The organism is Natronomonas salinimetallica (assembly GCF_013839515.1).
Taxonomy (GTDB): domain Archaea; phylum Halobacteriota; class Halobacteria; order Halobacteriales; family Haloarculaceae; genus Natronomonas.
Map to the genome: position 1 here is coordinate 50,261 of NZ_JACDNQ010000012.1, position 26,749 is coordinate 77,009.

Sequence of the window (26,749 nt, forward strand, 5' to 3'; positions counted from 1 at the left end):
CACTTCCGGGGGACCCTCCCGCGGAGCGCGGTCGAAAGCGAATTACATAACGAAATTAATGCTATTATTTGAACGCGTCCATCCGGGACGACGGTCCTATCGACTGGCGCTTTTTATCATTCATATACACATAACTAGAGACTACTATTTCATCCCGGAAAAAAAAACATTCAAACGTATCGACACGTCGAGACGGACAGTGGTCTCGAACGAGGCCTCCGGCCGGCTGTAGCAAGTCCCCCCGGCGTACGACGACTTCTCCGTCGAAGGCCGTCCATCGCCTCTGTCGGGGCCGTCCATCGCCTCTGTCGGGGCCGTCCGTCGCCTCTGTCGGGGCCGTCCATCGCCTCTGTCGGGGCCGTCCGTCTTCGATCCGGTATCAGGGCCTACGCCGGAGAGGTGAGAACACTTTTTTGCACGATCCGCATACCGCCACCATGGATCGCAGGACACGCGGTATCGGGCTCTTCGCGGCGGGGATCATCCTATTCGTGGGGACACTGGTGGTGGGCGCGGCGACCGCCCCGGCGATTGGCGGCGTCGATCCGTCGTCGGCCGAGCAGACGCTCGTCGGATCCCAGGGCGGCGACAGCGGCTACCACGCCGATGGCAACGTGTTTTTGATCGAGGGGAGCGACCGGGTCTGGAACGAAGCGAGCGCCGATAGCTACTTCGACGTGAGCGCACGCGACGACGGGACCGTTCTCGCGGCGTTCATGGACACCGGCTACGAGGACGGCTGTGGTCCCTATTCCGCGCCGTGTACCAAAACCGGCTTTCGGGTCATCGATCCGACCGCTGACGGCGGGTCTGCCGTCATCGATGAGTACGCGTTTCCGGTTCGATCGAAGACGAACAGCGAGGTCCACGACGTCGAGGAGCTCTCCCCCGGCGAGTTCCTGATCGCCGATATGGACCGAGAACGGCTCGTCGTCGTCGAGGATGGGGAGGAAACCTGGACGTGGAACGCCAGTTCGTTCTATGATCCCCCCGAGGATCCGACACGGCGGGACTGGCTGCACATCAACGACGTCGACGTCGTCGACGACGACCGGTATCTAGTCTCGGTTCGCAACGCGAACCAACTGCTCGTCGTCGAACGGGGTCGCGGCGTCACCGAGGTCATCAACGAGGACGACGACGGGGGCGACGGGAGCTGTCTCGTGATCGATAGACAGCTGATCGACTCGGACGGGGACGGCGACGTCAGCTGTGGTGACCCCGCGATACTGGACCACCAGCACAACCCGCAGTGGCTCGACGAGGGGGCGGTCCTCGTCGCCGATAGCGGAAACGACCGCATCGTCGAACTCCACCGCAACGAGACGACCGGCGAGTGGGAACCGGCCTGGGTGCTCGAGAGCGCCGAACGGCTCGACCTCCAGTGGCCCCGGGATGCCGACCGTCTGGCGAACGGGAACACCCTCGTCACGGATACCCGCAACTCCCGTCTCCTCGAGGTCGCGCCGAACCGGACCGTCGTCTGGAGCCACCGGACGCCGGGCATCCCTTACGAGGCCGAACGGCTGCCGGACGGCGAACGGGTCGGGGGCCAGCGGTATGCGGCCGACGGTACCATCGACCGCGGCGGGGACGTCCCTCTCCTCTCGGTCGGCACAGTCCTGGTCCACTCGGTCTACCCCGCCGTCCCCTATTGGTTCGGCGAGACACACCTGGGTGGCGTCCTCGTCTCCCTCCTGCTCGCCGCTGCCGGCGTCGTCGAGCGGTACCGGGCTTGATCGAGGACCGATCCGGGACGGACGTTCGCGCGGGCGCTCATTTCATCTCAGTTCCGTGCCGTTTTCGAATACCACCCCCATCGCATATATGTCTGTTCTCGTATATGACTGGAATGCGTTGACGGACCGACGGCTTCCGAAAGCGGTTTGACGTCGGTGCGCGGACGCACCGTGAGCCGACAACAACGGGACGCCCGAATCGCTCCCGACCCGATACAGTACCCACGAACGTGGATACCGTATACAACCCATAATCGTTTTCACCCACGAACACGCCCCGTTAGATATGACCGCCTACACCGCGACCGTCACCGTCCGGCTGAAGGGGGGCGTCCTCGATCCCGAAGCCGAGACTACCCAACAGGCGCTCGAACGACTCGGCTTCGACCTCGATGACCTCCGGTCGGCCGACCGATTCGAGGTCGATATGGACGCCGAGGACGCCGAAGACGCCGAATCACGGGCCACGGAGATGGCCGAGCGGCTGTTGGCGAACCCAACCATCCACGACTACGACGTCGAGGTCGCCGAGGCATAGATGACCGTCGCTTTCAATATGACCGCGACGCTCGGCGCGTCCACGGAGGGACTGCTGTGACCGTCGCTTTCAATATGACCGCGACGCTCGGCGCGTCCACGGAGGGACTGCTGTGACCGTCGCGGTCATCCGCTTCGGCGGCTCGAACTGCGACCGCGACGCCCGCCGCGCGCTCGATCACCTGGGCATCGACGCCGAGATCGTCTGGCACGCCGACGGCCTCCCCGAGGACACCGACGGGATCGTCATTCCCGGCGGATTCTCCTACGGCGACTATCTCCGGGCGGGCGCGATGGCCGCGCGCACGCCGATCCTCGACTCGGTCCGGGCGGCCGCCGAATCGGGAACCCCCGTCCTCGGTGTCTGCAACGGCGCACAGATCGGATCCGAGAGCGACCTCACCCCCGGCGCGTTCACCACGAACCGCAGCGCCCGGTTCCAGTGTGAGCCCGTTTATCTGCGGGTCGAAAACGCCGACACGCCCTGGACTGACGCCTACGAAGCGGGTGCGGTGATCGAGATCCCGATCGCCCACGGCGAGGGTCGTTTCGAGATCGACAACGACCGACTGGCCGCGCTGGAGGACGACGATCGCGTGCTCTTTCGGTACTGCGACGCCGACGGCGAGGTCACCGACGCGGCCAACCCAAACGGTTCGAAGCACAACGTCGCCGGCATCCTCGGCGGGGACGACCACGTCGCGGTGTTGATGCCCCACCCCGAACGCGCCAGCCTCCCCGACATCGGGCCGACCGACGGACAGGGGATCCTCCGGGCGTTCGAGTGATCGAAAGTGCGAGGGGATGACCCCGCCGTTCGAGCGGTTGCCGAACCGGATTTCCCTCGAAGCGGTTCTGACGGGATTTCTTTCCGAAGCGTAGCGAGTGCCGACCTCCTTCCGACAACGGATACGTCGGGGGCGTGAGAAAACGCCGTCGAAGCGAGAGCTATAGTACACATCGCATATGTACACATCGATCGCACTGCCGCCGTGCGATCGAGTGTGTACTGTCTTCCGATCTCTACTATAGCGTTGGTTCGACAACTACCGTTCCGGGTGGAGGGGGGCGTCAACGAGTGAGCGGCTGGTTGTACGCCGTCTCCTCGCGCATGACGTACTCCCAGGTCTCCGTACACGGACAGGAGACCTCCTCGAACACCGAGGGATCCTGACGGAGGTCGAAGTCCTTGATCGCCCGCTGGACGAGGGAATCACACTCACCGCAGTTGTGCGGACCGCGATCCGATCCGTGGCCAACCGGGTCGGAGACGACGATGACGTCCGTGTCGGCGGTCGCGGAGAGCACATCGACGACCGACCACAGCCACGGCGGCCGGTAGCCGCCGTCGTGGTACAGTTCCTCGACCATCGTATGCCGCTGGACGTTACAGGGGTTCATCGAGACGGTGTGACAGCCATCGACGCCGGCACACCGACGGACCGACCGCTTCATGTCCGCGACCGCATCGGGCTCGGCGAGAAACGGCGGCTTCATCAAAAGATACGCCTTCACGCCCGCGCCGGCGGCGCGGGCCTCCCCACAGGCCGCCTCGAAGTCCGCGAAGTCGAAGTACTTGTTGACGGCGTCGTGGCGAACCCGATCGGTCGCGGTTTCGAGGCCGACGGCGACGTCGACCGCGAGGTCGCGGTCGGTGAAATCAGCCAGCTTTCCGCGTTCGACGAAGTCCGGCAGTGATTCGACGACCATCCGCTCGCGGTCGGCGAACGTCTCGGCGATCGCCTCGCGGGTTTCGCCGGGGACTTCGCGCTCGTCGAGGAACGACCCGGAGGTGTAGATCTTGACGAGATCCGCCCGCTCCTCGGCGTTGTCGGCTTCGTGGTCGAGACAGTACTCGACTTGCGTCATCAGGTTCCCGTGGGCGACGGTGCCGCCCTCGACGCTCTCGGCGACGTAGCCACACATCGTACATCCACCCGCTCGCGCCCACCGACAGCCGCCGGTATTTAGAATGATGGTGAGCGAGTTCCGCACCCCATCCGGGGTGTTGTCCTCGTCCAGCCACACCCGGGTCGGCTCGGTCGGATCGTAGCTTTCGTCGTTGCGCGCCCGGATCTCGCGCATCACCTCGTTGTGGGCGTCCATCCCCCGCCCCTTCTCGTAGCCGTCCGGCGTCGATTGACTCATTGACACACGTAGCCCGCACAGGCGTAAATCCGTATCGGAACCGAAGACGCGGGCACGTCGAACTCACTCAGGGGGGCGAAAAAAGGGCCGAGGCCCGCGATCAACGCCGAACCGTGGGGCGATGAGCCACCAACACACTGTGCCGCCGGCCGCGGCGATGGCGTTCAACAGCGCGTCCGTGGCCGCCATCGTCCGGTACGAAACCAGCCCCTGCAACACCTCGATTCCCGCGCCGTATACGGTCGCGATGGCCGCGGCGGCGAGCAGCGTCCGCCGGTCCGCCGAGAGGGCGGCGTAGCCGATGGCCCCGGCGAGGCCCGCATAGGCAACGGCGTGAAAATAAACGGAGACGTCGATCCCGAGGAGTCTCCTCGGGACGCCATCGCCCGGTTCGAGGAGGGAGCCAGAGAGGATCGCGACCGCACAACAGACCGCCACCGCACGGCGGAGCGGCGTCGGGACGTCCGGGAGACGTTGCACGGTTGTGACTACGTCCCCGGCGTCTTCGGCCCTACTCGCCGGAGAGTGGGTCGCCGCGTCGGGTGACCTTCGTCGCCGGGAGTCCGGCACGGTCGGCGTGCTCGTGGACGGCCCCCTCGCTTTCGGCTCGATAGTGACAGAAGGTGCCGACGATCCCGTCTCGGTCGTCGGTGAGGACCTCCGAATCTACCCACTCGATGTCGGTGCCCTCCTCGCGGAGTTCCTCGAGCGTCTCGCCGGACGCTTTCGCCGCGGCGTCGAGTTCGTCGCTCGTGATCGGTTCCGGCAGCTCCCGTAGGATCAGAAAATCCTCCATCTGTGTCATGGTTCATCATGCTTCTCACCCCACGGGGTTGTAAATTTTTTGTCGTGCTTATAAATAAGACGTAAATCCGACGGCTATTGGACGCCGTCACCGCCGTCAGCGGTGATGACGCCGTTCTCGTGAGGATCCTCCTTGGCGTTCTGGAGGTACTCACGACCCTCCTCGGACTGCCAGAGGAGTTCATCGAAGATAGACGCCTGGCTGTGGAATTTGTGGACCGTCGGGAGCTTCGTGTTGTCGAACTGTGCGATGAGCCCGCCGTGTTTCTTGAAGAAGTGGTGGATCCAGCGTTCGGCTTCCTGGTCGCTGATGAACTGCATGAGGAGCTGCCAGTGGTAGTAGCCGTCAGCATTACAGAACATGATGACGTGGGCGTCCTCCATCAGCTCCCAGTAGCACTCCTCCCACTGTTGTTCGAAGTTGGGGTAATGAAACGCGACCCGAAAGAGGTGGGTGTTGAATATCTGCTCGTTCGGGAGGATGACCTCGCGGAACGCACCCTGGTCGGCCATCTCGTGCAGCAACTCGTTCACGCGGTTGTGTGACAGGTCGATGCCGTACTCTTCTTCGAGGATGTCCCGGATCTCGCGAACGGGCGCGGTCGGATTGTCGATGCGGACTTTCAACAGAACGACGTCCCTGGGGGAGAGGTCCACGTCGAAATCGTCGTCTATACGGTTCATCTCGCGTCTTATTTTATAATTATACGGTCTTTATATAAGTCTTCGCCACGCCGGCCGCCCGACTCCCCCTGAACCCGAACGCCCCGAGCGCTCCGTCGTTATTGGGACCAACTCTCCCCACTCGTCTCCAGATTGAAGTTAATCGTCTTGGTCTGCGTGTAGGCTTCGAGCGTCTCTCGGGCGGTTTCACGCCCGATTCCGGACTGTTTGTATCCACCGAAGGGCTGTCCGGCCGGGAACGCGTTGTGATGGTTCACCCAGATGTTACCGGCTTCGATGTCCCGTGCCGCGCGGTGTGCGGCGTTGAGGTCGTTGGTCACGACGCCGGCCGCGAGCCCGAAGTCGACGTCGTTGGCCTGTCGGACCATCTCCTCGTAGTCGGACCACTCGAAGAGCACCTCGACCGGGCCGAAAACCTCCTCTTGGACGACCCGCGTCTCGTGAGGGATGTCGCTGATGACGGTCGGTTCGACGAAGTATCCCTCTCCGTCGTCCGGTCGGCTGTCCCGTTTTCCGTCGTCCGGTCGGCTGTCGTTTCGCCGGCCTCCGTTCGGGCTGCGCTCGGTTCCCGTACCGCCGGTGAGAATCTCCGCACCGGCCTCCTCGGCCAACGTGATGTAGTGTTCGGTCCGGGCTCGCTGCGTATTGGTCACCTCGGGGCCGAGGTCCGTCGATTCGAGGAGGGGATCGCCTATAGTGAGTGATTCCGCCGATGCCACGAACGCGGAGACGAACCGGTCGTAGACGTCCTCGTGGACGAAGAGGCGGGTCCCGGCACAGCAACACTCCCCGCAATTATAAAACATCGCGTCCGTCGCGACCTCGACTGCGGTCTCGATGTCCGCATCGGGAAACACCACGATCGGATTTTTGCCCCCGAGTTCCAGCGTGACGTCGGTGATCGTGTCGGCCGCGTCCTTCATCACGCCCTTGGCGGTCTCGACGGCACCGGTGAACGCAATCTTCCGGACGCGATCGTGTTGAACGAGGGCCTGCCCGGCCTCCGGCCCGTAGCCGGTGACCATATTTAGGCTCCCGTCGGGCAGTAGATCGCCGACGGTATGGATGAACTCCACGATCGAAAGCGGCGTCTCCTCTGCGGGCTTGAGGACGACCGCGTTGCCCGCCGCGAGTGCCGGGGCGAGCTTCCAGGCCGCCATGAGGAGGGGGAAGTTCCAGGGGATGATCCCGCCGACGACTCCGTAGGGCTCCCGGATCGTCTCGACGTGTTGATCGTCACCGGTCGGAACCGTCCGCCCCTCGAGCGTGCGGAGCACCCCCGAAAAGTACCGGAAGTGATCCACGACGAGTTCGACGTCCTCTCTGGCCTCGGTGATCGGCTTGCCGTTGTCCAGCACGTCGAGACGCGCGAACCGCTCGAGGTTCGATTCGACCCTGTCCGCGATCCGTTGGAGGGTCCGCTGTCGCTCGCCCGGTCCGACGTCACCCCACGTCTCGAATCCACGCCACGCGGCGGTGACCGCCCGCTCGATATCCGCGGCGTTGGCCGCCGATGCCGACGCCAGACGCCCACCTGTCGTTGGATCGACGACCTCGATTCGCTTGCCCGAGTCGCTGTCGACCCACTGACCGTCGATGTACAGCCGGAGCTCCTCGTCGCGGATCAACTCGCGTGCGTGTCGGCGGTGTCGGTCCCGAACTTCCGCTGTCGTCTCGTCCGACGTTCGGGTGGGTGTGTCCATCTGGTCGATTGATCGTGACGTTCGTACACACAAATGTCTTTCCACGAGCGGGGCAGACAGGTTCGGTTACACGGCCCTCCGTGCCCGATAGAGTATGCGTTGAGATACCGTGGGCCTTCGATCGGACGGATAACAGTATTACTGACTGGTATTTATTGATATATCTCAACCCGAGTGGGCAAAATCCAGCCGTTAAACCCTCTCAAACGGACGCTACAGCACATTACGTCGTTCAGTAGGATATATCGAATCTAATATATATTTGGGATGGTACTGGATGGTAGATCCCGGCGGTTCGGCCGAGCCCCTCCCTCGTTCCGGACGCCCCCGCGCCCCGGCCGCTGTACCCCTGGATCGAAAATGTACATTTTTTCTCGACTCTCGTCGGAATAGTTGTACTCAGACGACGAGAGAAATGAGTCAGAACTGTAGATCTCGGCATACGATTACAATCTACTACCGCGCGGACGTAACTGATAGTGGTTTCCCCACGGGAGTAACTACTAACATATAGCGGATCATAAATAACTACAGAAGAAACCATGACAGATTTGGGCGGATTCCACGACCACGTCGCTCGCGTCGACCTCTCCGAGGAGCGCGTCGATTACGAAAGCATCGATCAGGAGGACGCCGAGAAGTACATCGGCGCACGCGGCCTCGGCGTCAAGTACGTCTTCGATCAGGGCCCCGACGTCGACCCCCTCGAACCGGAGAACCTGCTGGCCTTCATGAACGGCCCGCTAACGGGGACGCAGGTGACGATGAGCGGTCGGATCGCCGTCTGTACCAAATCACCGCTCACCGGCACGGTCACCGACTCCCACCACGGCGGCTGGTCCGGTGCTCGACTCAAGTGGGCCGGCTTCGACGGCCTGCTGTTCGAGGGGAAGGCCGACGAACCGGTGTACGCCCTCGTCGAGGACGGCGAGGTCGAACTCCGGGACGCCTCGCATCTGTGGGGCGAGGGCTTCCATGCGACCCGTGACGCCCTCGAAGAGGAAGTCGACGGCGCCTACGGGAAGAACCTCTCGGTGATGGGCATCGGCGAGGGGGGCGAAAACGAGGTGAAGTACGCCTGCATCATGAACGAGGACGACCGTGCCTCCGGCCGGGGTGGCACCGGCTGTGTAATGGGCTCGAAGAACCTCAAGGCCGTCGTCGTCAGATCCACGACGGAGATGCAGAAGCCGGCCGACCCCGAGACGTTCAAGAAGGGCCACAAACAGGCTATGGAGGTCATCCAGGAGTCCGACGTGACCGCCCCCAACGAGGGGGGGCTCTCGTTGTACGGCACGAACGTTCTGATGAATGCGACCGAAGAGATGTCGGGGCTGCCGACCAACAACGGCAAGTACACTTCGACCGGCGACGCCCGCAACGACGGATTCAGGGACAGAGAGAGCTTCGACGCCGAGATGACGTCCGGCGAGAACGTCCGCGAGAACATCCTCGTCAACGAGCCGACCTGTCACTCCTGTCCGGTCGCCTGCAAGAAGGAAGTCGAGGTCGACGTGATGCACAAAGGCGAGGAAATGAACGTCCGAACCGAGTCCTACGAGTACGAGAACGCGTGGGCGCTCGGCCCCAATTCCGGGCACACCGACCGCGACGAGGTCGCGGTCATGATCAAGCGGTGTAACGACCACGGCGTCGACGCCATCGAGGTCGGGAACATGATGGCGATGGCCATGGAGATGACCGAGGAAGGCAAACTCGACGACCTCGGCGACGGCATCGACTGGGGTGACTCCGAGGAGATGATCGAGATGATCCCGAAGATCGCCACCCGCGAGACGGAACTCGCGGACCTGCTGGCGGAGGGTGCTCGCCGCATCGCGGACCGACGGAACGCCCACGACAACACGCTCTCGGTGAAGGGTCAGACGATCGCCGCCTACGACCCCCGCTGTATGAAGGGGATGGGTATCGCCTTTGCGACCTCGAACCGCGGGGCGTGTCACCTGCGTGGCTACACGCCGGCCGCCGAGATTCTCGGCATCCCGGAGAAGGTCGATCCCGCTCAGTGGGAGGGCAAAGGCGAACTGACGGCGACCTTCCAGAACCTCCACGCCATTTCGGACAGCTTCGATATCTGTAAGTTCAACGCCTTCGCGGAGGGAATCGAGGAGTACGTCCTCCAGTACAACGGCATGACGGGCCGCGACGTCACCGAGGAGGACCTGATAACCGCGGGAGAGCGTATCTACGCGCTGGAACGGTACTACAACAACCTCTGTGGCTTCGACGGCGACGACGACGACCTACCCAACCGGTTCGTCGAGGGTGCCGACGGCGCGATCCCCGGTCAGGGTGGCGTCGAGGGGAGCCTCGTCGAACTCGAGGAGATGAAAGACGAGTACTACGAGGTCCGTGGCTGGGTCGACGGCGTCGTCACCGACGAGAAACTGGACGAACTCGATATCGACGTCGGGCCGGGGACGGGCGTCTCGGCCGGCGATTCGGCCGCCCCCGCCGACGACTGATCGGACACCGCCGCGTTATTCTCTCTTCTCTTTTTGACGGGAGAGCCGTCGTCCCGTTCGGCGCACGGACCCATCGGGGGGTACTGGGGTGATCACCGGGACGGGCGGGGACGCTACCGGCGGCCGCCACTCACCGGCGGGAACAACGCGAGCTCGTCGCCGGTTCCGAGGACGGTATCGAATCCCTCGCCGGCCGTGAACGGGTCGCGTTCGTCGTGGAGAAGCCGAATGTGGTCCTCGAGGTCGCCCTCGTCGTCGAGGACGATCGCTTCGAGGTCCGGATGTTCGCAAAGCAACTGTTCGAAGGCGTCGCCGAGCGTATCGCCCGCTCCCGCTTCGACGTCGACCCGCTTCGAGCCGGTGGCCTCGGCGAGGTTAGCGAAGAGTCGCCATTCCATACCCGATGTGGGCGAGCGGTCGTCTTAGGGGTTTGGACGTACCGGTACTCGTCAACGGACAGTCGGCTCGTACGGACGGTCGTCGTCGGGTGCCGGTACGTCCCGAGCCGATTCGATGCTCGTCGGGATGTCGTCACACCGATTCGACGCTCGTCGGGATGTCGTCACACCGATCCGTCTCACTTCGAGCCCTTACAGCCGCCGCGAAGCCGGCTACACTCGGAACTTCGCGTCTGGATGCAGACGTCCATATCCGCGTACTCCTCTTCGACGATCTCCTCGAGGAGATCGAGTTCGCGCTGGCCGTAGTGGTCGTTTCCGAGAAAGTAGGGCCCGAGCCGCTGTTCTGCGACCCGGCGGCCACAGAGTCCTTCGGATTTCAGCTCCCGGACGACCTCGCGGATCTCCGCTTCCGTTGGGTTCTGGCTGAATTCGTACTCCGAACCGCGGTCGGCCGACAGGCGTCCGATAAACTCCTCGGTGTCGATCATTATCGGTACAAGTAGCGAGTGACATATAAGGGCAATCCCGAACATGTTCGATCGAGAGGGGCGCACACGCCGCACGGTTCGAAGCGGTCCGCCCCCGTGGGCGGATACGTGGCACGGACGCGTCGCCGGCAGTATCATGCGGATCGGTCTCCTGATGTGCCGGTCACCGCCCGCACCGTTCCGGCGGTGACCGCGCCCGGACGACAACGGTCCGTATCAATCGTCTTATGGCTCCCGGCACCGTCCGTCTGCCAATGCGTGAGTGCTTCGAGATACGGGATGCCGACGGAGCCGGACGGATCGGCGAGTTGACCGTCCCCCGTGCGGACGTGACCGTCGAGACACCGGCGCTGTTGCCGGTTATCAACCCACATCTCCGGACCGTCGAACCGGCGACACTCGAATCCGACTTCGGCGCGGAGATACTCATCACGAACGGCTACATCCTCTATGGGAGCGAGGAGTTCCGCGAGCGTGCCCTGGACGTCGGGCTTGCGGATCTGTACGAGTTCTCCGGTGCGATCATGACCGACTCGGGGTCGTTTCAGCTCTCGGAGTACGGCGAGATCTCGGTGTCGAACGCCGAGATCATCGAGTTCCAGCGGGACATCGGCGCGGACATCGGAACGCCGATCGACGTCCCGACGCCGCCGGACGCCGGCCGAGAACGTGCCGAGTCCGACCTCGAAACGACGCAGACGCGACTCGAAGCCGCCGAGTCCGTCGACGTCGGCGAGATGCTCCTCAACGCACCGATCCAGGGGTCGACGTACCCCGATCTCCGGGAGTCGGCCGCCGCCCACGCCTACGGGACCGGACTCGACGTCTTTCCCGTCGGTGCCGTCGTGCCGCTGATGAACGGCTACCGGTACGCCGAGATGATCGAGGTCGTCCGGGCGGCGAAAGGCGGTCTCGGGGCCGACGCGCCCGTCCATCTGTTCGGGGCGGGCCACCCCATGATGTTCGCGCTGGCCGCCGCGGCCGGCTGTGACCTGTTCGACTCCGCGGCCTACGCGCTGTACGCCCGCGACGGCCGGTATCTGACCGTCTCGGGCACCGACCACCTCGATGACCTCGACTACTTTCCCTGCTCGTGTCCGGTCTGTGCCGAACACACGCCCGAAACGCTTCGGTCGACACCCGCGGACAGACGCGAGGAGCTGCTCGCGCGCCACAACCTCCACGTCAGCTATCGGGAGCTCCGGACGGTCAAACAGGCGATCCGAGCCGGAAACCTCTTCGAGTTGCTCGAACGCCGTGCCCGGAGCCATCCGGCGATGGTCGACGGCTACCGCGAGCTACTCGACGATGCGGCGGCGCTCGAACGCGGCGATCCCGTCTCGAAGGGAACCTTCTTTCACCTCTCGGCCGACTCCGCACGACGGCCGGAGGTCCGCCGCTACCACGACCGCCTCGCACGACTCCCCGTTGAGGGCGATCGGGTGTTGCTCTCGGCGGGCGGCGACAACAGCCGCTTCGAGGAGACCTGGCGGCTCCGTGCGCCGTTCGGCCCCGTCCCGCCCGCGCTCTCGGAGAGCTACCCGCTGACGGTCGAGCGGCCCGAACGGCTCGGGCGGGCGGGGTACGAGACGGCAGCCGATGGCGTCGCCCGGCTCGTCGAGGCGAACCCCGACACGGCGTTCGCCGTCGCCCACTGGAGGTGGCCCGAGTCCGCGCTCGATCGGCTCCCCGACGGCGTCGAGACGCTCACACTCGGCCCCGAAAGCGAGCACCCGGACGGGCGCTGAGGCCCGCTCCGACGCCACGCGTCACTCGGGCTCCGAGGGGACGTCCGGTGCGTGTCTGAGACACGCAGAGCGGTGGCCGCCACCGTGTCCGGTGAACTCGGGGGCGGTCCCCTCACACGGGGTCCGAAACGTCGAGGCGAGGCGTTCCGCGGCGGCGTCGGCGTCGCCCCCGAGCAACGCCTCGATCGACCCGGCGAGTTCGCGTTCGGCCACCGGGTCCGACAGCGTCTCCGGGAGTCCGAACTCCGCACGGAGCTGTGTTCCGAGTGTCGAACGGTCGAGATCACCCGTCGCGTCCGTTCGCGCCCGGATGCTTTCGCGCACCGTCTCCAGGTCGACCTCGCCGGCCTCCAGGCGGTGTCGGAGGTCGAGCACCCGACGCCAGGCCGACTGGTCGAGATCGATTCCCTCCGGCTGGACGACCGCGTGACACCGCGTGTGGAACCGACAGCCGGAAGGCGGGTTCGAGGGGTCGGGAACGGTCCCCGTCAGCTCGATCTCCTGGCGTTTCCCCCCGGGGCCGACCGTCGGGATGGCCGACACCAACGCCTCGGTATAGGGGTGTTCGGGTGCTGTCAAGACCGCCTCCGTCGGCCCGATCTCGACGATCTCGCCGAGATACATCACGGCGACCCGGTCTGCGATCTCCCTGACGACCGAGAGGTCGTGGCTGATGAACAACACCGAGAGCCCGAACGTCGATTGGATTTCCTCCAGTAGCCCCAACACGTCGGCCTGAACCGAGACGTCGAGTGCGGATACCGGCTCGTCAGCGATGACGAGATCCGGGTTGAGGACGAGCGCGCGCGCGATCGCGAGCCGTTGTTTCTGCCCACCGGAAAACTCGTGTGGATACCGACCGTAATCGCCCGGAGAGAGTCCGACGCGTTCCAGCAGATCCTCGGCGATCGCCCGGCGGCGTCCCCGGTCCGAGAGCCCGTGTACGGAGAGCGGTTCGGCGATCGACGCCCCGACGCTCATGCGGGGATCGAAACTCGATGTCGGGTCCTGAAATACCATCTGGACGTCCCGGCGGAACGCCTTCAGTTCGGCGCGGCCGAACCGGGTGACGTCGTTCGGGTGCGTGCCATCGTCGTTCCGGGACGCGCCCGCCCGCCCGCCGCCGTTGAAAATCACCTCTCCCGCCGTCGGCTCCTCCAACCGAACGACCGACCTCGCGGCGGTCGACTTCCCGCAACCGGATTCGCCGACCAGACCCAGCGTCTCGCCGCGGCCGACGTCGAAGCTGACCCCGTCGACGGCTCTGACCGCACCGCTCGACCGCGAGAGGAGCCCGCCGCCCGTGGGGTAATGTTTCTTCAGCCCCCGGACCGACAACAGCGGCTCCTCACCCGTCATCCGCGTCACCCCCCGTTCGCGTGTCCTCCTCCGCTTTCGGATCGGCGAGCCCGAGCCGGGTCGGCGGCTCGCCGAGGACCGACTCGTCGTAGCCGTCGTGGTAGTGAATACAGGACACCCGATGCCCCGGCGATCGCTCGACCGCTTCGGGCTGGCCCCCCTCGAAGCACGCCTCGACCGCGTGTTCACACCGGGGGGCGAACCGACAGCCCTCGGGCGGGTCGGTCGGGTCCGGCAACGTCCCCGGAATGCCGCCGGCACTCGGCGGACCGATCCCCGGCAGACAGCCGAGGAGCTGTCGGGTGTAGGGGTGAGACGGCCGCTCGAAGACGTCGGCCGCGCTTCCGCGCTCCATCACCTTCCCGGCGTACAACACCACGATCCGGTCGGCGATCTCGCTGACGACGCCGAGGTCGTGAGTGATGAACAACACGCCCATCCCGTACTCCGTCTTGAGTTCGTCGAGCAGCCGCAGGATCTGGGCTTGGACGGTCACGTCGAGGGCGGTCGTGGGTTCGTCGGCGACGAGCAGGTCCGGGTTCGTCGACAGCGCCATCGCGATCATCACCCGCTGTTTCTCGCCGCCAGAGAACTGGTGGGGGTAGTCGTCGATCCGGGCACCGGGGGTCGCGATGCCGACCCGACCGAGCAGCTCGATCGCGCGCGCTCGCGCCTCGGATCTCCCGACGTCCTCGTGGATCCGGATCGCCTCGGCGATCTGCCAGCCGACGGTATAACAGTGGTTCAACGCGTCCTGTGGGTTCTGAAAGACGTGTGCCACGTCGGCACCGCGGATCTCGCGAAGCTCCGGCTCGGCGCAGTCGGCGAGATCCCGTCCCTCGAACCGGACCGTCCCCTCGATGTGTCCCGGCGGCTCCTTTATCAGCCGGGTGATGGACTCGGTCGCGACGGTCTTGCCGGATCCGGACTCGCCGACGAGACAGACCGTCTCGCCGGCCTCGACGGAGAAGTCGATCCCGTCGACGGCGACCAGCCGTCCGGCGTCCGTCTCGAACGTCGTCGTGAGGTCCTCGACGCGAAGGAGCGGTTCGTCGGTCATCGCCCGCGCTCCGCCTCCGTTTTGGGGTTCAATGCGTCGAGCAACGCGTCGCCGAGGAAGTTGAACGCGAGGATCGTCAAAAACAGTACGATCCCCGGAGCCAGCACGATCCAGGGTGCAAACGCGAGGTCGCTGCGACCGGCGGAGATCAACTGCCCCCAGGAGTTGATCCCCGAGTCGCCGAGGCCGAGAAACGCCAGTTGTGCCTCCGCGAGCAAAAATCCGGGAACGAGAAGCGTCAACTGCGTGATGATGCTGCTTGCGGTGTTCGGGACGACGTGTCGGCGGACGACCCGGTAGGTGCTCGCGCCGCTGATGCGGGCGGCGTCGACGTACTCCTCCTCGGCGATCGAGAGCGCCTTGCTGCGGACGTAGCGGGCGGTCCCGCCCCACGCGAACAGCGAGAAGACGAGGATGAACATCCCGAGCCCGGCACCGTAGATATAGAGGATCAAGAGGAAAAACAAAAGCGTCGGAAACGAGAGTACGATATCGACGAACCGCATCAGGGCTTCGTCGACCCAGCCGCCGGCATAGGCGCTTACGGTTCCGAACGTGATGCCGATGGCCGCGACGATGGTCGTCGTGATGAACGCGATCTGCATGCTGATCGTCATTCCGTAGACGACGTTCCGGAACACCCCCTCGCCGGCCTGGGTCGTCCCCAACGGATACCGCCAGGTCCCGTGACAGCGACCCCCGACGGTCTCGCCGAGACACCGTGCGACGTTCGAGGCGTCGATGGAGAGGTATACCGGCGGCTGGTGGCCCGCAAGCACGTCCTGTTGGGGAGCACTGAGGAGAAGCGGGCCGAGCAGACCGCCGGCGAAGACGACGAACAGCCATCCGAGGCTCACGACGGCCGGACGGTTGCGCGTGAACCGATCCCAGTAGTACCGCGTCATACGGGGGTTCTGATACAGCGGCGCGAGCAGATACCAGACGAACAACAACAGCGTGATGACGAACAGATACTCGAGCGCGCCGGGATCGGCACCGATCCCGAGCGATTCGAACCGCGGTCCCACGCCGACGTCACGAGCGAGGGCTCCGAAGACGGTCTCGCGCTCGGCGGCGAACAGCCGGTCGTAGCCCGCCAACGCGAGGACCGACAGCGCCGTCAGGACGAACGCGACCGTGTTGATCGAGGCGGAGAACCCGCTCGACCCGGCGTGTTCCTCCCAGTCGATCCGATCGAAGCGTTCCGGTGGCATGGTTATCTATCGTCGTAACTAATCCGCGGGTCGAGGACGCTGAAGGCGATGTCTTCGAGGAGGTTGCCGATCACCGCGACGAACGTGAACACGAACGTCGCGCCCAACACGAGGTTCGTGTCCTGTGCGACGAGCGCCTCGAAGGTGAGCCGACCCAGTCCGGGGATGCCGAATACCACCTCCACGAGCAACGACGAGCCCAGAAAGATCGCGAGCAGTTGGCTGACGAGCGTCGTCGACAGCGGGACGAGCGTCGGCCGCATCACGTGGTATGCGTAGGCCCGAAACGGCGAGACGCCCTTGGCTTTCGCCGTCTTCATGAAGGTCGCATCGCGGAACTCGGCGGACTCGTTCCGGGAGACGCGCATCACCGCGCCGATCGATCCCGTGACGAGGACGAACACCGGCAACGCGAGCTGTCGGGCGTTCTCGAGGCTGAAGACCGCCACGTCGGTCCGATAGACGACGGGAATCCAATCGAGCCAGACCCCGAACAGCAACAACAGGACGATCCCGAAGAAGAAGTTCGGGATCGCATAGCCGAAGAAGGCGAACGCCGTCGCGGCGTGATCGCGCCACGAATACATATTCGCCGCGGAGTACACCCCGACGAGCGGCCCGATCAGGACCGTCAGGACCGTCCACGGGATCGAATACTGGGCAGTGTAGTAGAGTCCCTCGACGAGCGCCTCGGTGACCGGCTGGCTCCGGTGGTCGGACCACCCCCATTCGAGGGTGTATATGCTGGTGAGGAAATCGAGGTATCTGACGTGTAACGGCTCGTCGAGGCCGCGCAGTTCGCGCTCCCGTTCGACCGCCTGCTGGGGATCGCCGCCCTCCAGGGCCGCCTGGGTCGCCGCCTCCTGGATCGCCGGGTTGGGTGCGGCGGCCATCAGAACGAACGTGGCGGTGACGATGACGAGCGAGACGACCGCCGCCCAGACGACACGCAACACGACGTATCTGGCTAGTCCCATCGTCGGAGGATCGCTGCGAGACGTGTACACCGGGGGGCGGTTCGGCAAACGGCTGTGGACCGTCTCCGGGGGGCGAATGCGGTCGCCGTCATTCCGCGAAGTGCCACCCCGGAGCGTTCCAGCCGTTGGCGAAGTCCTCGATCGGCCCGCGGAGATCGGGGTTGTATCCCGTCAGACTGTCCCCGAACGCGAGCATGACGTAGGGCTGTTCGCGAGCGAGTTCGACGAAGACGTCGGCGAAGGCGGCGGCCAGTTCCTCCTCGGTGGCGGCCGTCCGCGCCCGCTCGAAGAGCCCCCCGGCGTCGAACTCCGGATAGTAGCCGACCGGGTTGTACCTCGCGTTCGCGCCGTCGAAGAAGGCCGCGTTGGTGAGGGGGTTGCGCGGATACGTGTTCAGCCCGAACACGAGCGACATATCCCACTCCTCGTTCGACGTCACCGATCGGGGGCCGGGGTTGTTCGGCGTCGGCGCGTCCCAGCGTACGCTCTCGCCGGCGACGGTGTCCGTCCCGCCCTCGGGTGTCGCCGTCCAGAACTCGTTGTTGAACCGGACGCCGTCGATCGCCTGGACGTCGAGTTCGATGCCGAGGTTGTCATCCAGTTCCTGGGCGGCGTACTCGGCGATGAGCTGTGCTGTCTCCTGGCCGGCGCTGTGGTAGACGTCGAGGGTGACCTGGTCGCCCTCGGGTGTCACCATGCGGTCGCCATCGAAGCCGTAGTCGAACGCCGACCGGTCGAAGGCCGTCGTCGCGAGCTCCCGGGCCGGGCCGGCACCGTAGCGGTCTCCGGTCCCGAAGAAGGGGACCTCGTCGTCACCGGGGTACCACCGGGACCACGCCGGCTGCCAGGTGTGGTGTGGCTCGGCGAGCCCGCGGTAGACCCCCTCGATGAGGTCGTCCGTGCCGATCGCGGTCGCGATCGCCTGGCGGAACGCGACGTACCGAAAGAGGTTGCCGGGACCGGCGTTCCAGCCGTTGTCCCGCATGTTGACGGAGAGGATACGGTTGAACGGCTGTGGGATCTGCAGCATGCTGACGTCCGGGTCGTTGTCGAACTCCTCGAAGCGCTCGGGCGGGACGCTGGCCGAGTCCGCCTCGCCGGTCTCGAGCGCGCCAAGCCGGGAGGCCTGTTCTTCGACGACGCTGATCGAGGCCCCCTCGAAGTACGGCGCGTTCGAAAAGAGGTCCGACCAGTTGTCGGCGTCCTGGATGTAGTACTCGTCGTTTCGGGTGTAGGTGGTGCCGGCACCGCGGTCCCACTCATCGAGGACGAACGCCCCGAGATTACCGCTAAACCGCAGTTCGAGCAGCTCCTCGTCCTGTCGGAGTCCCTCGACGTTCTCGTCGTCGACGTACGGTTCGAGCACCCCCTTCGGGATCGGGTACTCGAGCGGGTCGAACGACTCCGGCCAGAGCAGTTGCGGTTCGGGTAACTCGGCCTGGAACTGGCGTTTGCCGGTCCGTTCGACGTTGACGCCGGTCCAGTCGGTCGCGTTCGCCGTCAGCGCCCAGTCGCTTTGGTGGAGCTCTTCGATCTGATAGACGAACGATTCGGCGTCGACCGCGCCGTAGGGGTCGCTGAACGTCAGCCCCTCACGGACGTCGAATACCCATACTTCGCCGTCGTCCGTCGACATGTCGTATAAAAGCGGGACGTATTCGTCGTCGGCGTCGAAGGTGTACCCCTGATCGAGCGCTCGTCCGATAGCGGTTCCGGCCCCCGACTCCGTGTTGTACAGCGGGTTCAACGTGGTAAACGACGCCGACGTGACCGTATCGTAGGTCCCAGAAACCGTCGGTCGTTCCTCGATGCCATCGAGGCCACGAACACCACCACCGTTATCCGGAGTCTCGGGCGAACCGCCGTCGTCACCCGAACAGCCGGCGAGTCCGGCCGCGCCGACGGCACCGAGCATCGACAGCCACTGTCGACGGTCGACCCGCGTGCCCGCGCCGTATCCGATTTTGCTCCGTCGTCGCATCTGCCACGGTATAACACACTGCCGAAGTAAACCGTTGTGGTACGACACGCCCGGGCGGGAACTCCGTCGATCGAGACGTGGCGACGAGGGACAATCCGGTCGGGGCGTGGGCGGTCGGGCGATCGGATCGGGATGTGGGCAGTCGGATCGGGATGTGGAGGACCGGGTCGGGATGTAGGCGATCGGATCGGGATGTGGACGGCCAGGGCGACGACGGCGTCCCCGGACGGCCGAAACGATGCACAATCCTTAATATAATATCGGCGTTCAGTTAACATATGACCGTCGTCAGCGTGTCAATGCCCGACTCGCTTTTGGATCGTCTCGACGAGTTCGCCGACGAGCACGGCTACACGGGCCGCAGTGAGGTCGTTCGGGAGGCCTCCCGGAACCTGCTCGGTGAGTTCGAGGACAAGAAACTCGAGGGACGTGACCTGATGAGCGTCGTCACTGTCGTCTTCGATCACGAGACGTCGAGCGCCGAAGAGCGGATGATGGGGATCCGCCACGACCACGAGCACCTCGTCGTCTCGAACGTCCACAACCACGTCGGCGACCACTACTGCATGGAACTGTTTATCCTCGAGGGGACACTCGAAGAGATCTCGACGTTCGTCGGCAAGGTACGTGCGACGAGCGATATTCTCTCGGTCGATTACTCGGTCGTTCCCCTCGACGATTTCGGCGCGTCGCTCGCGGAGTGATACTGCCGGCGAGCCGTTCGTGACGCGCGTCACCGGCGCGTGCACCGTTAGCGGAGGTCGGGGACGAACGGCGCGTCTACCGCGTCGGCGCTAAAGCGGGTCGTCCGCCCCCCGTCGGGGCGGGGCGAAGGGGTGGGATCGGCCGATCGGGGCATCGTCGGAACCATCGGTTCGATTTCGTCGCGCATCGTCTACTCCATACCACTGGCCGTGGGGTCTTAAACATAATGATCTTTCATCATGTTTCGACGGTCCCTACCGAGGGCGGTGGATCCGGATCGCCCTCCTCGAACCGTTCGGCCGCCGTGACCCCTCGCCGTCGCCGGCTCCGCCCTCCGACAGGGCCTTACTGACGGCACTCGAACCGACACGCATGACAGACCGCGAGACGCCGGGGCGGGGACGGATCCCCGAGGCACGCGAGATCGAGCCGGCCGCACCGGAGGCGTTCGGACTCACGCAGGTGTGGTGGGGCGACGGTAAGGGCAAGACGACCGCGACACTGGGGATGGCCTTCCGGGCGGCGGGCCACGGCTACCGCGTCCACGTCCTGCAGTTCATGAAAGGCGGCGCGGACAGCGTCGAGGACGTCCGCGGCGAGTACAACGCCATCGCGGCGATGCCAGGGGTTAGCTACGAGAACCTGGGACACTACGGCTGGCACGCGATGAACGACGGGACCGACGAACGCGACCACGAGGCCGAGGCACGGGCGGGCTTCGAGCGGGCGAACGAACTCGTCGAGGCGGCCGGCACAGCCGACCTGTCCACGCCGTTCGATCCCGACGGCGACCCCGAGGCCGGCGTTCACATGCTCGTACTCGATGAGGTCCTCTATGCGGCCGACAGGGGGCTCATCGCCCCCGACACTGTCCTCGGGATGATCGAAAACAAGCCCGACGACCTCGAACTCGTTCTCTCGGGGAGCCACGCCCGCCCAGAGTACATCACCGAGGCCGCAGACCTCGTCACGAACGTCCGCAAGGAGAAACACCCGATCGACGCCGGCCAGCGTGCACGGAAGGGCACGGAGTACTGATACCGATACGGGGAGTACTGATACCGATACCCATACATGGAGTACCGATACTCACGCGGTCTCCACAGCAACCCCTATACCGCCGACGCCCTCACGCGTGGACATGGGAAACGACGAGATTGATCTCGGCGGTGCCTTCCCCGACGGATTCGTCGTGCCGATCACCGGCCTCCTGGCGTTTCTGTTCGCCGTTTTGGCCGGTGCGAGCGCGTATCCCGCCATCTCGGGCTCGTGGGGTGTCGATGCGGTCGCCCTGCCGATCGTGTTCATCGCGGCGAGTCTGGTGTGTCTGCGCCTGCGCTCGAAGTACCGCGGTGGGCGGGACGGCGAGTGATACCGACGGCTACACGTACGTGAGGGGAGCCGACCCACGGGCGGCGACCGTGTCCGCGGGCCGAGCGCCGCCAGTACGAGGCGGAACCGAACGGGACGGAGAGAACGCGTCGGGTACGCCCCTACTGGGTCTGTTTGGCCAACTCGAGCGACCAAAAGAACCCGAAGTACGCCGGGACGCCCGCGAGCATGAACATATAAAACGCCCACGTGGGCGCGCTCGTGAAGACGAAATCGAAGAGTAGCGATACGAACCCGACCCAGACGACGGCGAAGACCAGGTCGTACACCATCCCGGATCGGTGCTCCGCGAGGTGTTCTTCGAGTCGGTCGGCGAGGCTCACGGACGGATCACACCGGGTCGGGGCTGTGTTGAATCGATCATGTCGAACGGACGTGTCGCCGCCGGGTTAGCTGCTGTGGTCGAGGGTGTCTCGTTCTCGTACTGCCGGCCGTCCGTCGCGACCGCCTGTCGCACTCCGAGGTCGCGACTCGCTCGCACCGGGGACAGCCAGCAGTATCTACTCCTCGTCGCTTTGGTAGTCGACGACCAACACCGGCGTGTGTGTCGAGCGGAGCGTCCGCTCCGTGACGCTGCCCAGAAGCGCCCGACGGACGCCCGACCGGCCGTGGCTTCCCATCACGATGAGATCGATGTCGTTGTCCTCGGCGTAGTTCGCGATCATCTTGTGCGGCTGGCCGCCGGCGTGGTGTTCGATTACCTCCACGCCGTGCTCCTCCGCTAGCTCGTGGACGACGTCGGTCGCGGCGTTCGCCTCGTCTTTGAGTTCGGTCATCTCGTCGAAGTGGCCCTGCTGGAGCCGGTCGACCTGTTCGGTACCGAGCCCGTAGGCGACCGCATCGGTGTCGACCACGTACAGCGCGTGGAGTTCGGCGTCGTACTTCGCGGCGAGGTCGATCGCCTGTTCGATCGCCACTTCGGCGACGTCGCTTCCGTCAGTCGGGATGAGTATTCGTTCGTACATATCAGTCGTCGTCCGAGGTAACGCGGTCTTCTCTCTTTTGTGCAACGATCTCTGCGGCCGTCACGTCGCGATCCATCGGATCGGGGCTGTGACACTGCCGGACCAGCATCTTCGTCTCCTCTGGCGGCTCGTCGGTGAGAAGCGAAACGACGATGGTGACCGCGAAGACGATGGGCACGCCGATGAGCCCGGAACCGATCGCGGGCATCCACGTCGCGATTGCGTCGATTCCCCAGCCGGCCCCGTCGTTGATCAGTCCGAAGTTGCCCTCGTTGAACATCGGGATGAACCACACGATCAGGCCGACGACCATGCCCGAGAGCGCGCCCTGACGGTTCGTGTTCTCCCACCACAGCCCGAGGAAGAACATCGGGAACAGCACGATCGCCGCCAGCGAGAACGCAAAGGAGACGAGCGCCGCGACCGGCTGTTGGGGGTCGAGCGCGAAGACGATCGACAGCGCGCCGATCGCGATGATGCTCAGGCGACCGACGAGGACCTGCTGGCGCTGGGTCGCGTCCTCGTTGATGATGGTCGCGTAGATGTCGTGAGAGATCGCCGACGAGGCGGCGATGAACAGCCCGGCCGTCGTCGCGACCGCGGCGGCGATGCCGCCGGCGGCGACGATGCCGACGAGCCACGACGGCAGCCCCGCGAGCTGTGCGGCGAGGACGACGATGACGTCGCCCGCGGCGCTACTCATTCCGGGGTCGCCGTACACCGCACCGATCTCGCTGCCGTACAGCGCCGTCCCGAAGGCGGCGAAGGCCGGGGCCGAGAGGTACAGAAGGCAGATGAAAAACAGCCCCCAGACGGTCGACCAGCGGGCGACCCGCTCGTTCTCGACGGTGTAGAACCGAACGAGGACGTGCGGGAGCCCGCAGGTCCCGAAGATGAGGCTGAAACACGTCGCGATCCACAGATAGTAGCTCCCGCCGGCGAAGGGGGCGGAGAACTCGGCGCTGAGTTCGCTTATCAACATGCCGTACTCCAACTGCGGCAGCACCGTCGAGAAGCCGGCGGTCCAGCCGGTCACGAGCAGCCCGACGAGGAACGCGCCGATGAGGATCACGTACTGCAACACCATGTTCTTGGTCGCGCCGAGCATCCCCGACAAGGAGAGATACGCGATAGTGATCACCATGAAGACGATCATCATCGCTTGATAGCCGGTGAGGCCGGGAATACCGGGATCGCCGAGGATGTAGAGCCCGACGAGACCCATCCCACGGGCCTGCCCGAGCGCGTAGACGAAGCCGATGAGGAACGTCGTGACCGCCGCGATCGCGCGGGCGGTGTCGGAGTTGAACCGGTCGCCGACGAAGTCGGGTGCGGTGTACTTCCCGAAGCGCCGCATCTGTGCGGCGAGGAAGATGAGCAAAATGAAGTAGCCCGTCGTCCAGCCGACGACGAAGGCTAGCCCGTAGACGCCCGACAGCGCGATCAACGCGGCCATCCCGAGATACGACGCCGCCGACATCCAGTTGGCACCGATCGCCATCCCGTTTTCGACGTTCCCGATCGAGCGACCCGCGACCCACATGTCGTCGGAGTCGGCCACCTTGTACAGGAACCCGGCCGCGAGGAACGTCACCATCATCCCGATGACGAGTATCGCGGGCAGGAGCTTGAACGAGACGTTGAGCCCCTCCGGCAGGAGCTCCGATTGTAGCGGCAACGCCATCGCGTCCGCTGTGAGCGTGGCCCCGTTCATTCGGAAACACCACCGTCAGCGGCGGTCACGTCCTCGGAGACGGTCTCCGCCGTCTCGGTTTCGGGGGCGCCCTGCTCGATGCCGTACTTCTCGTCGATCTGGTCGCGCTTTTTGCAGTACCAAAACGAGAGCAAAAGCGCCGAGGAGGGGGCGACGACGGCGAGCAAAAAGTAGTGCAGCGGGAACCCGATCATCGGCAGCTGCTGTGTCATCACGTCGGGAGCGAGCCGAGTCGCGGTGATCGGCCCGAACGTCGTGACGACCCAGATGGCGAACCCGGTCAGGATCACCCGCTGGTGGTCGCGCATGAAGGGGGTCGCTGGTTTCAGCAGGTTGATTTCGACGTCCAAGTAATCGACCTGTCGTTCGCGCTCGATGTCGGACGTCCCGCCGTCCGTTCTGAGCGCGGTTCCATCTGGCGTGTCGGCGTCCGGGTCGGATCGAGCGGGTCCCGTCCCGTTGCGGTTCGTGTCACCGGAGTTGGCCTCCGATCGTGGTCTATCGGCACCTGTCATCGTACCCTACTCGATAAGACGGTGGGTTATAAATAGACATTTTAAATACTTAGGGATACGGCAGAACGCCCCCGAAACCGAGATTATTTCACGTAAAATAGGGTGGAACGATCAGACTCCGACGTCGAAAATCGCCGGCCGAGAGCCGTGTGAACGATAAGCATGTTCTACGGTAGCAGGCCTCCATTATCGTGCTACCTGTAACAGCGAGAGAGTCCCGCCCTCCCCGCGAGAAACGAGTGTTCCGACCACAAGTCCGAACCGAGGACCGAACAGGGGCATGGCAATACCGGACGTCTTGTTGCACCCGAAGATCCCCGACTTTCGAGGACGGGCGTGAATCGCGTACGCCCCGATGAGAAACCGCCGCGTTACTGTTGGCCGACCATTCGAGTCTCGTCGTCCCAGTACTCCGAACGGAGTTCGTATTTTTGTACCTTACCCGTCGCCGTCTCCGGGAAGTCCTCGACGAACTCGACGCTCGTCGGGGCTTTGTATCCCGCCAGGCGGTCCTTGACGAAGGAGATGACCCCCTCTTCCGTGAGGTCCGCGTCCGGCTGTTCGACGACGAACGCCTTCGGTGTCTCGCCCCACTTCTCGCTCGGGACGGGGATGACGGCGGCCTTCAGGATGGCCTCGTGGTCGTAGAGGGCGTCCTCGACCTCGATCGAGGAGATGTTTTCGCCGCCGGAGATGATGATGTCCTTCTTGCGGTCTTGAATCGACACCATGCCGTCCTCGTCGATGGTCGCGAGGTCGCCCGTGTGGAAATACCCCTCGATACGCTCGGAGAACGCCTCGCGGGTGATCTCGGGCTTGTTGAGGTAGCGGTCCATGACCTGGTTGCCCTGGACGACGATTTCACCGACGCTCATCCCGTCGGCGGGGACGTCGTCGCCGTTCTCGTCGACGACGCGGACGTCGGTACAGAGGGTTTCGCTGCCCTGCGTGATCTTCAGCTCCCGGCCGCGCTCGGCCAGCCGTCGGGGGGAGTTGCTCGTCGTGATGATCGGTGCCGTCTCCGTGAGGCCGTAAATGTGGATGATACGCCAGCCGAACTCGTCTTCGACCGTCTCTATCGTCGCCGTCGCCGGGGCGCTGCCGGCGGTCGCGATGCGGACGTCGCGGTCGCCGGTCGTCACCACGTCGTTGGTCTCGTAGTACTGGATGAGGGCGTTCAACACCGTCGGCGCGCCACACAGGAAGCTGACGTCGTACTCGCGGACGCGCTCGAAGGTGTCCTCGGCATCGAAAGTCCGCTGGCAGACGTGGGTCGCGCCGGTGCCGGTGATGGCGTACGTGTGGCCCCAGCCGTTGCAGTGGAACATCGGCAGCGTCCACAGGTAGGTGTCATCGTCGCGGATCTCCATGTGCTGGTTGAGCACGAGGGCGTGCCAGTGTTCGGTGCGGTGGGTACGGACGACGCCTTTCGGATCCCCGGTCGTCCCCGAGGTGTAGTTGATGCTCGCATCGTCGTCCTCCGAGATGTCGGGGCGCTCGGGGGCTTCACTCGGGGCCTCAGCCAAGAGCGTCTCGTAGTCCGCCCAGTCGCCGTCGATCCGGTCGCTCTCGTAGCCGATGAAGTGCTCCGCGGGAACCGACTCACGGATCGGGTCGACGTTTTCGGCGTACTCGTAGTCCGAAACGACGACGTCGGCGTCACAGTCGTCGAGGATGTACTCGAGTTCGCCCGACGTGAGCCGGTAGTTCATCGGGACGAACACGGCACCGAGTGAGTTGGCCGCATAGAGCGTCTCGATGAAATAATGCGTGTTCGGCGCGAGGAGCGCGACCTTGTCGCCCTGTTCGATCCCGCGTTCGGCGAGGACGTTCGCCAGTCGGTTTACGCGCTCGCCGAGCTCTGCGTACGTGTACTCGGTTCCGTCGTGAGCGACGACGCCGGTCACGTCTTCGTAGAGGTCGAGCGCCCGGTCGAGGAAATCGAGCGTTAACATTTCGCGCTTCATATACGTTCCGACGATGCGTATCCATCGTACTTGAACGTTCACCATATTCTCAATAAATGGCCGACTATAGTAGAGATCGGAAGACAAGACACACTTGATACTGACGGACAAAAGAATGTACACACGACGCACGAGGATCACGCCGTTCGACGGAGCGAACGG

26 protein-coding genes are annotated in these 26,749 nt (G+C 64.6%); 8 read left to right on the forward strand and 18 right to left on the reverse strand.

What is annotated here, in order from left to right:
• The first annotated feature begins 437 nt into the window (after nucleotides 1–437).
• The 3 genes from HZR14_RS10420 to purQ all read left to right on the forward strand — a co-directional run bounded on the left by HZR14_RS10420 (nucleotide 438) and on the right by purQ (nucleotide 3,064).
• Nucleotides 438–1,739, forward strand: a complete 1,302-nt coding sequence (locus HZR14_RS10420; protein ID WP_181692805.1) for an aryl-sulfate sulfotransferase — start codon at nucleotides 438–440, stop codon at nucleotides 1,737–1,739.
• 286 nt (nucleotides 1,740–2,025) lie between these two features.
• Nucleotides 2,026–2,277, forward strand: coding sequence for a phosphoribosylformylglycinamidine synthase subunit PurS (gene purS / locus HZR14_RS10425; RefSeq protein WP_181692806.1), 252 nt, complete (start codon nucleotides 2,026–2,028; stop codon nucleotides 2,275–2,277).
• A 112-nt stretch (nucleotides 2,278–2,389) separates the two neighbouring features.
• Complete coding sequence (purQ, locus tag HZR14_RS10430; protein WP_181692807.1) at nucleotides 2,390–3,064, forward strand: phosphoribosylformylglycinamidine synthase I; 675 nt, start codon at nucleotides 2,390–2,392, stop codon at nucleotides 3,062–3,064.
• A 283-nt stretch (nucleotides 3,065–3,347) separates the two neighbouring features.
• Here the strand turns inward: purQ and HZR14_RS10435 are convergent, their stop codons facing one another.
• The 5 genes from HZR14_RS10435 to HZR14_RS10455 all read right to left on the reverse strand — a co-directional run bounded on the left by HZR14_RS10435 (nucleotide 3,348) and on the right by HZR14_RS10455 (nucleotide 7,615).
• Nucleotides 3,348–4,424: an archaeosine biosynthesis radical SAM protein RaSEA gene (locus tag HZR14_RS10435; protein ID WP_181692808.1), complete on the reverse strand. Its 1,077-nt coding sequence runs from the start codon at nucleotides 4,422–4,424 to the stop codon at nucleotides 3,348–3,350.
• A 63-nt stretch (nucleotides 4,425–4,487) separates the two neighbouring features.
• Entirely contained in the window at nucleotides 4,488–4,904 is a 417-nt protein-coding gene (locus HZR14_RS14620) for a VanZ family protein (protein WP_181692809.1), read from the reverse strand.
• A gap of 31 nt (nucleotides 4,905–4,935) precedes the next feature.
• Nucleotides 4,936–5,220, reverse strand: a complete 285-nt coding sequence (locus HZR14_RS10445; protein ID WP_220132532.1) for a DUF4242 domain-containing protein — start codon at nucleotides 5,218–5,220, stop codon at nucleotides 4,936–4,938.
• An 83-nt stretch (nucleotides 5,221–5,303) separates the two neighbouring features.
• Nucleotides 5,304–5,912 (reverse strand): helix-turn-helix domain-containing protein, encoded by a 609-nt coding sequence (locus HZR14_RS10450; RefSeq protein ID WP_181692811.1) that lies wholly within the window; start codon nucleotides 5,910–5,912, stop codon nucleotides 5,304–5,306.
• A 98-nt stretch (nucleotides 5,913–6,010) separates the two neighbouring features.
• The gene (locus tag HZR14_RS10455; RefSeq protein WP_181692812.1) at nucleotides 6,011–7,615 is read right to left on the reverse strand and encodes an aldehyde dehydrogenase family protein; all 1,605 of its coding nucleotides are present in this window, start codon (nucleotides 7,613–7,615) and stop codon (nucleotides 6,011–6,013) included.
• A gap of 542 nt (nucleotides 7,616–8,157) precedes the next feature.
• On the opposite strand from HZR14_RS10455, the gene HZR14_RS10460 reads away from it, so the two are divergent.
• Nucleotides 8,158–10,101 (forward strand): aldehyde ferredoxin oxidoreductase family protein, encoded by a 1,944-nt coding sequence (locus tag HZR14_RS10460; RefSeq protein WP_181692813.1) that lies wholly within the window; start codon nucleotides 8,158–8,160, stop codon nucleotides 10,099–10,101.
• A 113-nt stretch (nucleotides 10,102–10,214) separates the two neighbouring features.
• On the opposite strand, the gene HZR14_RS10465 is transcribed toward HZR14_RS10460, so the two are convergent.
• Nucleotides 10,215–10,499, reverse strand: coding sequence for a ubiquitin-like small modifier protein 1 (locus HZR14_RS10465; RefSeq protein WP_181692814.1), 285 nt, complete (start codon nucleotides 10,497–10,499; stop codon nucleotides 10,215–10,217).
• A gap of 179 nt (nucleotides 10,500–10,678) precedes the next feature.
• Nucleotides 10,679–10,990: a hypothetical protein gene (locus tag HZR14_RS10470; protein ID WP_181692815.1), complete on the reverse strand. Its 312-nt coding sequence runs from the start codon at nucleotides 10,988–10,990 to the stop codon at nucleotides 10,679–10,681.
• A gap of 254 nt (nucleotides 10,991–11,244) precedes the next feature.
• On the opposite strand from HZR14_RS10470, the gene tgtA reads away from it, so the two are divergent.
• Entirely contained in the window at nucleotides 11,245–12,738 is a 1,494-nt protein-coding gene (tgtA, locus tag HZR14_RS10475) for a tRNA guanosine(15) transglycosylase TgtA (protein ID WP_181692816.1), read from the forward strand.
• Nucleotides 12,739–12,759: 21 nt separating this feature from the next.
• Here tgtA and HZR14_RS10480 read toward each other — a convergent pair whose 3' ends face one another.
• The 5 genes from HZR14_RS10480 to HZR14_RS10500 form a co-directional block, all read right to left on the reverse strand.
• Nucleotides 12,760–14,097: an ABC transporter ATP-binding protein gene (locus HZR14_RS10480; RefSeq protein WP_181692817.1), complete on the reverse strand. Its 1,338-nt coding sequence runs from the start codon at nucleotides 14,095–14,097 to the stop codon at nucleotides 12,760–12,762.
• The gene (locus HZR14_RS10485) at nucleotides 14,087–15,157 is read right to left on the reverse strand and encodes an ABC transporter ATP-binding protein (protein ID WP_181692818.1); all 1,071 of its coding nucleotides are present in this window, start codon (nucleotides 15,155–15,157) and stop codon (nucleotides 14,087–14,089) included. Before HZR14_RS10485 ends, HZR14_RS10480 begins: the two co-directional genes overlap by 11 nt.
• Nucleotides 15,154–16,371, reverse strand: a complete 1,218-nt coding sequence (locus HZR14_RS10490) for an ABC transporter permease (protein ID WP_181692819.1) — start codon at nucleotides 16,369–16,371, stop codon at nucleotides 15,154–15,156. Before HZR14_RS10490 ends, HZR14_RS10485 begins: the two co-directional genes overlap by 4 nt.
• A gap of 2 nt (nucleotides 16,372–16,373) precedes the next feature.
• Entirely contained in the window at nucleotides 16,374–17,348 is a 975-nt protein-coding gene (locus HZR14_RS10495) for an ABC transporter permease (RefSeq protein WP_181692820.1), read from the reverse strand.
• 88 nt (nucleotides 17,349–17,436) lie between these two features.
• Nucleotides 17,437–19,329, reverse strand: coding sequence for an ABC transporter substrate-binding protein (locus tag HZR14_RS10500; RefSeq protein WP_181692821.1), 1,893 nt, complete (start codon nucleotides 19,327–19,329; stop codon nucleotides 17,437–17,439).
• A gap of 278 nt (nucleotides 19,330–19,607) precedes the next feature.
• On the opposite strand from HZR14_RS10500, the gene nikR reads away from it, so the two are divergent.
• Complete coding sequence (gene nikR, locus HZR14_RS10505) at nucleotides 19,608–20,033, forward strand: nickel-responsive transcriptional regulator NikR (RefSeq protein ID WP_181692822.1); 426 nt, start codon at nucleotides 19,608–19,610, stop codon at nucleotides 20,031–20,033.
• A 47-nt stretch (nucleotides 20,034–20,080) separates the two neighbouring features.
• Here nikR and HZR14_RS10510 read toward each other — a convergent pair whose 3' ends face one another.
• Nucleotides 20,081–20,221 carry a hypothetical protein gene (locus HZR14_RS10510; RefSeq protein ID WP_181692823.1) on the reverse strand — a complete coding sequence of 47 codons (141 nt, stop codon included), beginning with the start codon at nucleotides 20,219–20,221 and terminating at the stop codon, nucleotides 20,081–20,083.
• A 185-nt stretch (nucleotides 20,222–20,406) separates the two neighbouring features.
• Between HZR14_RS10510 and HZR14_RS10515 the strand changes: the two genes are divergently transcribed.
• A complete protein-coding gene (locus tag HZR14_RS10515) occupies nucleotides 20,407–21,072 on the forward strand; it encodes a cob(I)yrinic acid a,c-diamide adenosyltransferase (protein WP_181692824.1) in 666 nt (221 codons plus the stop codon).
• 103 nt (nucleotides 21,073–21,175) lie between these two features.
• A complete protein-coding gene (locus tag HZR14_RS10520; protein WP_181692825.1) occupies nucleotides 21,176–21,406 on the forward strand; it encodes a hypothetical protein in 231 nt (76 codons plus the stop codon).
• Between the two features lie 121 nt (nucleotides 21,407–21,527).
• On the opposite strand, the gene HZR14_RS10525 is transcribed toward HZR14_RS10520, so the two are convergent.
• From HZR14_RS10525 to HZR14_RS10545, 5 genes are all read right to left on the reverse strand, one after another.
• Nucleotides 21,528–21,749, reverse strand: a complete 222-nt coding sequence (locus HZR14_RS10525) for a DUF8119 family protein (protein WP_181692826.1) — start codon at nucleotides 21,747–21,749, stop codon at nucleotides 21,528–21,530.
• Between the two features lie 177 nt (nucleotides 21,750–21,926).
• Nucleotides 21,927–22,391, reverse strand: coding sequence for a universal stress protein (locus tag HZR14_RS10530; RefSeq protein WP_181692827.1), 465 nt, complete (start codon nucleotides 22,389–22,391; stop codon nucleotides 21,927–21,929).
• 1 nt (nucleotide 22,392) lies between these two features.
• On the reverse strand, nucleotides 22,393–24,105 hold the full coding sequence (locus HZR14_RS10535) for a sodium:solute symporter family transporter (RefSeq protein ID WP_181692828.1): 1,713 nt from the start codon (nucleotides 24,103–24,105) through the stop codon (nucleotides 22,393–22,395).
• The gene (locus HZR14_RS10540; RefSeq protein ID WP_181692829.1) at nucleotides 24,102–24,620 is read right to left on the reverse strand and encodes a DUF4212 domain-containing protein; all 519 of its coding nucleotides are present in this window, start codon (nucleotides 24,618–24,620) and stop codon (nucleotides 24,102–24,104) included. Before HZR14_RS10540 ends, HZR14_RS10535 begins: the two co-directional genes overlap by 4 nt.
• A gap of 371 nt (nucleotides 24,621–24,991) precedes the next feature.
• Nucleotides 24,992–26,587, reverse strand: a complete 1,596-nt coding sequence (locus HZR14_RS10545) for a long-chain-fatty-acid--CoA ligase (protein WP_181692830.1) — start codon at nucleotides 26,585–26,587, stop codon at nucleotides 24,992–24,994.
• Nucleotides 26,588–26,749: the final 162 nt, after the last annotated feature.

Coding starts and splice junctions, on each gene's coding strand:
- HZR14_RS10420 (WP_181692805.1), top strand. CDS start 438: ATGGATCGCAGGACACGCGGTATCGGGCTCTTCGCGGCGGGGATCATC.
- HZR14_RS10490 (WP_181692819.1), bottom strand. CDS start 16,371: ATGCCACCGGAACGCTTCGATCGGATCGACTGGGAGGAACACGCCGGG.
- HZR14_RS10480 (WP_181692817.1), bottom strand. CDS start 14,097: ATGACGGGTGAGGAGCCGCTGTTGTCGGTCCGGGGGCTGAAGAAACAT.
- HZR14_RS10535 (WP_181692828.1), bottom strand. CDS start 24,105: ATGAACGGGGCCACGCTCACAGCGGACGCGATGGCGTTGCCGCTACAA.
- HZR14_RS10445 (WP_220132532.1), bottom strand. CDS start 5,220: ATGGAGGATTTTCTGATCCTACGGGAGCTGCCGGAACCGATCACGAGC.
- HZR14_RS10435 (WP_181692808.1), bottom strand. CDS start 4,424: ATGAGTCAATCGACGCCGGACGGCTACGAGAAGGGGCGGGGGATGGAC.
- nikR (WP_181692822.1), top strand. CDS start 19,608: ATGACCGTCGTCAGCGTGTCAATGCCCGACTCGCTTTTGGATCGTCTC.
- HZR14_RS10510 (WP_181692823.1), bottom strand. CDS start 20,221: ATGCGCGACGAAATCGAACCGATGGTTCCGACGATGCCCCGATCGGCC.
- HZR14_RS10520 (WP_181692825.1), top strand. CDS start 21,176: ATGGGAAACGACGAGATTGATCTCGGCGGTGCCTTCCCCGACGGATTC.
- HZR14_RS10485 (WP_181692818.1), bottom strand. CDS start 15,157: ATGACCGACGAACCGCTCCTTCGCGTCGAGGACCTCACGACGACGTTC.
- HZR14_RS10530 (WP_181692827.1), bottom strand. CDS start 22,391: ATGTACGAACGAATACTCATCCCGACTGACGGAAGCGACGTCGCCGAA.
- HZR14_RS10545 (WP_181692830.1), bottom strand. CDS start 26,587: ATGAAGCGCGAAATGTTAACGCTCGATTTCCTCGACCGGGCGCTCGAC.
- HZR14_RS10515 (WP_181692824.1), top strand. CDS start 20,407: ATGACAGACCGCGAGACGCCGGGGCGGGGACGGATCCCCGAGGCACGC.
- HZR14_RS10495 (WP_181692820.1), bottom strand. CDS start 17,348: ATGGGACTAGCCAGATACGTCGTGTTGCGTGTCGTCTGGGCGGCGGTC.
- HZR14_RS10450 (WP_181692811.1), bottom strand. CDS start 5,912: ATGAACCGTATAGACGACGATTTCGACGTGGACCTCTCCCCCAGGGAC.
- purS (WP_181692806.1), top strand. CDS start 2,026: ATGACCGCCTACACCGCGACCGTCACCGTCCGGCTGAAGGGGGGCGTC.
- tgtA (WP_181692816.1), top strand. CDS start 11,245: ATGCGTGAGTGCTTCGAGATACGGGATGCCGACGGAGCCGGACGGATC.
- HZR14_RS10470 (WP_181692815.1), bottom strand. CDS start 10,990: ATGATCGACACCGAGGAGTTTATCGGACGCCTGTCGGCCGACCGCGGT.
- HZR14_RS10465 (WP_181692814.1), bottom strand. CDS start 10,499: ATGGAATGGCGACTCTTCGCTAACCTCGCCGAGGCCACCGGCTCGAAG.
- HZR14_RS10500 (WP_181692821.1), bottom strand. CDS start 19,329: ATGCGACGACGGAGCAAAATCGGATACGGCGCGGGCACGCGGGTCGAC.
- HZR14_RS10540 (WP_181692829.1), bottom strand. CDS start 24,620: ATGACAGGTGCCGATAGACCACGATCGGAGGCCAACTCCGGTGACACG.
- HZR14_RS10455 (WP_181692812.1), bottom strand. CDS start 7,615: ATGGACACACCCACCCGAACGTCGGACGAGACGACAGCGGAAGTTCGG.
- HZR14_RS10460 (WP_181692813.1), top strand. CDS start 8,158: ATGACAGATTTGGGCGGATTCCACGACCACGTCGCTCGCGTCGACCTC.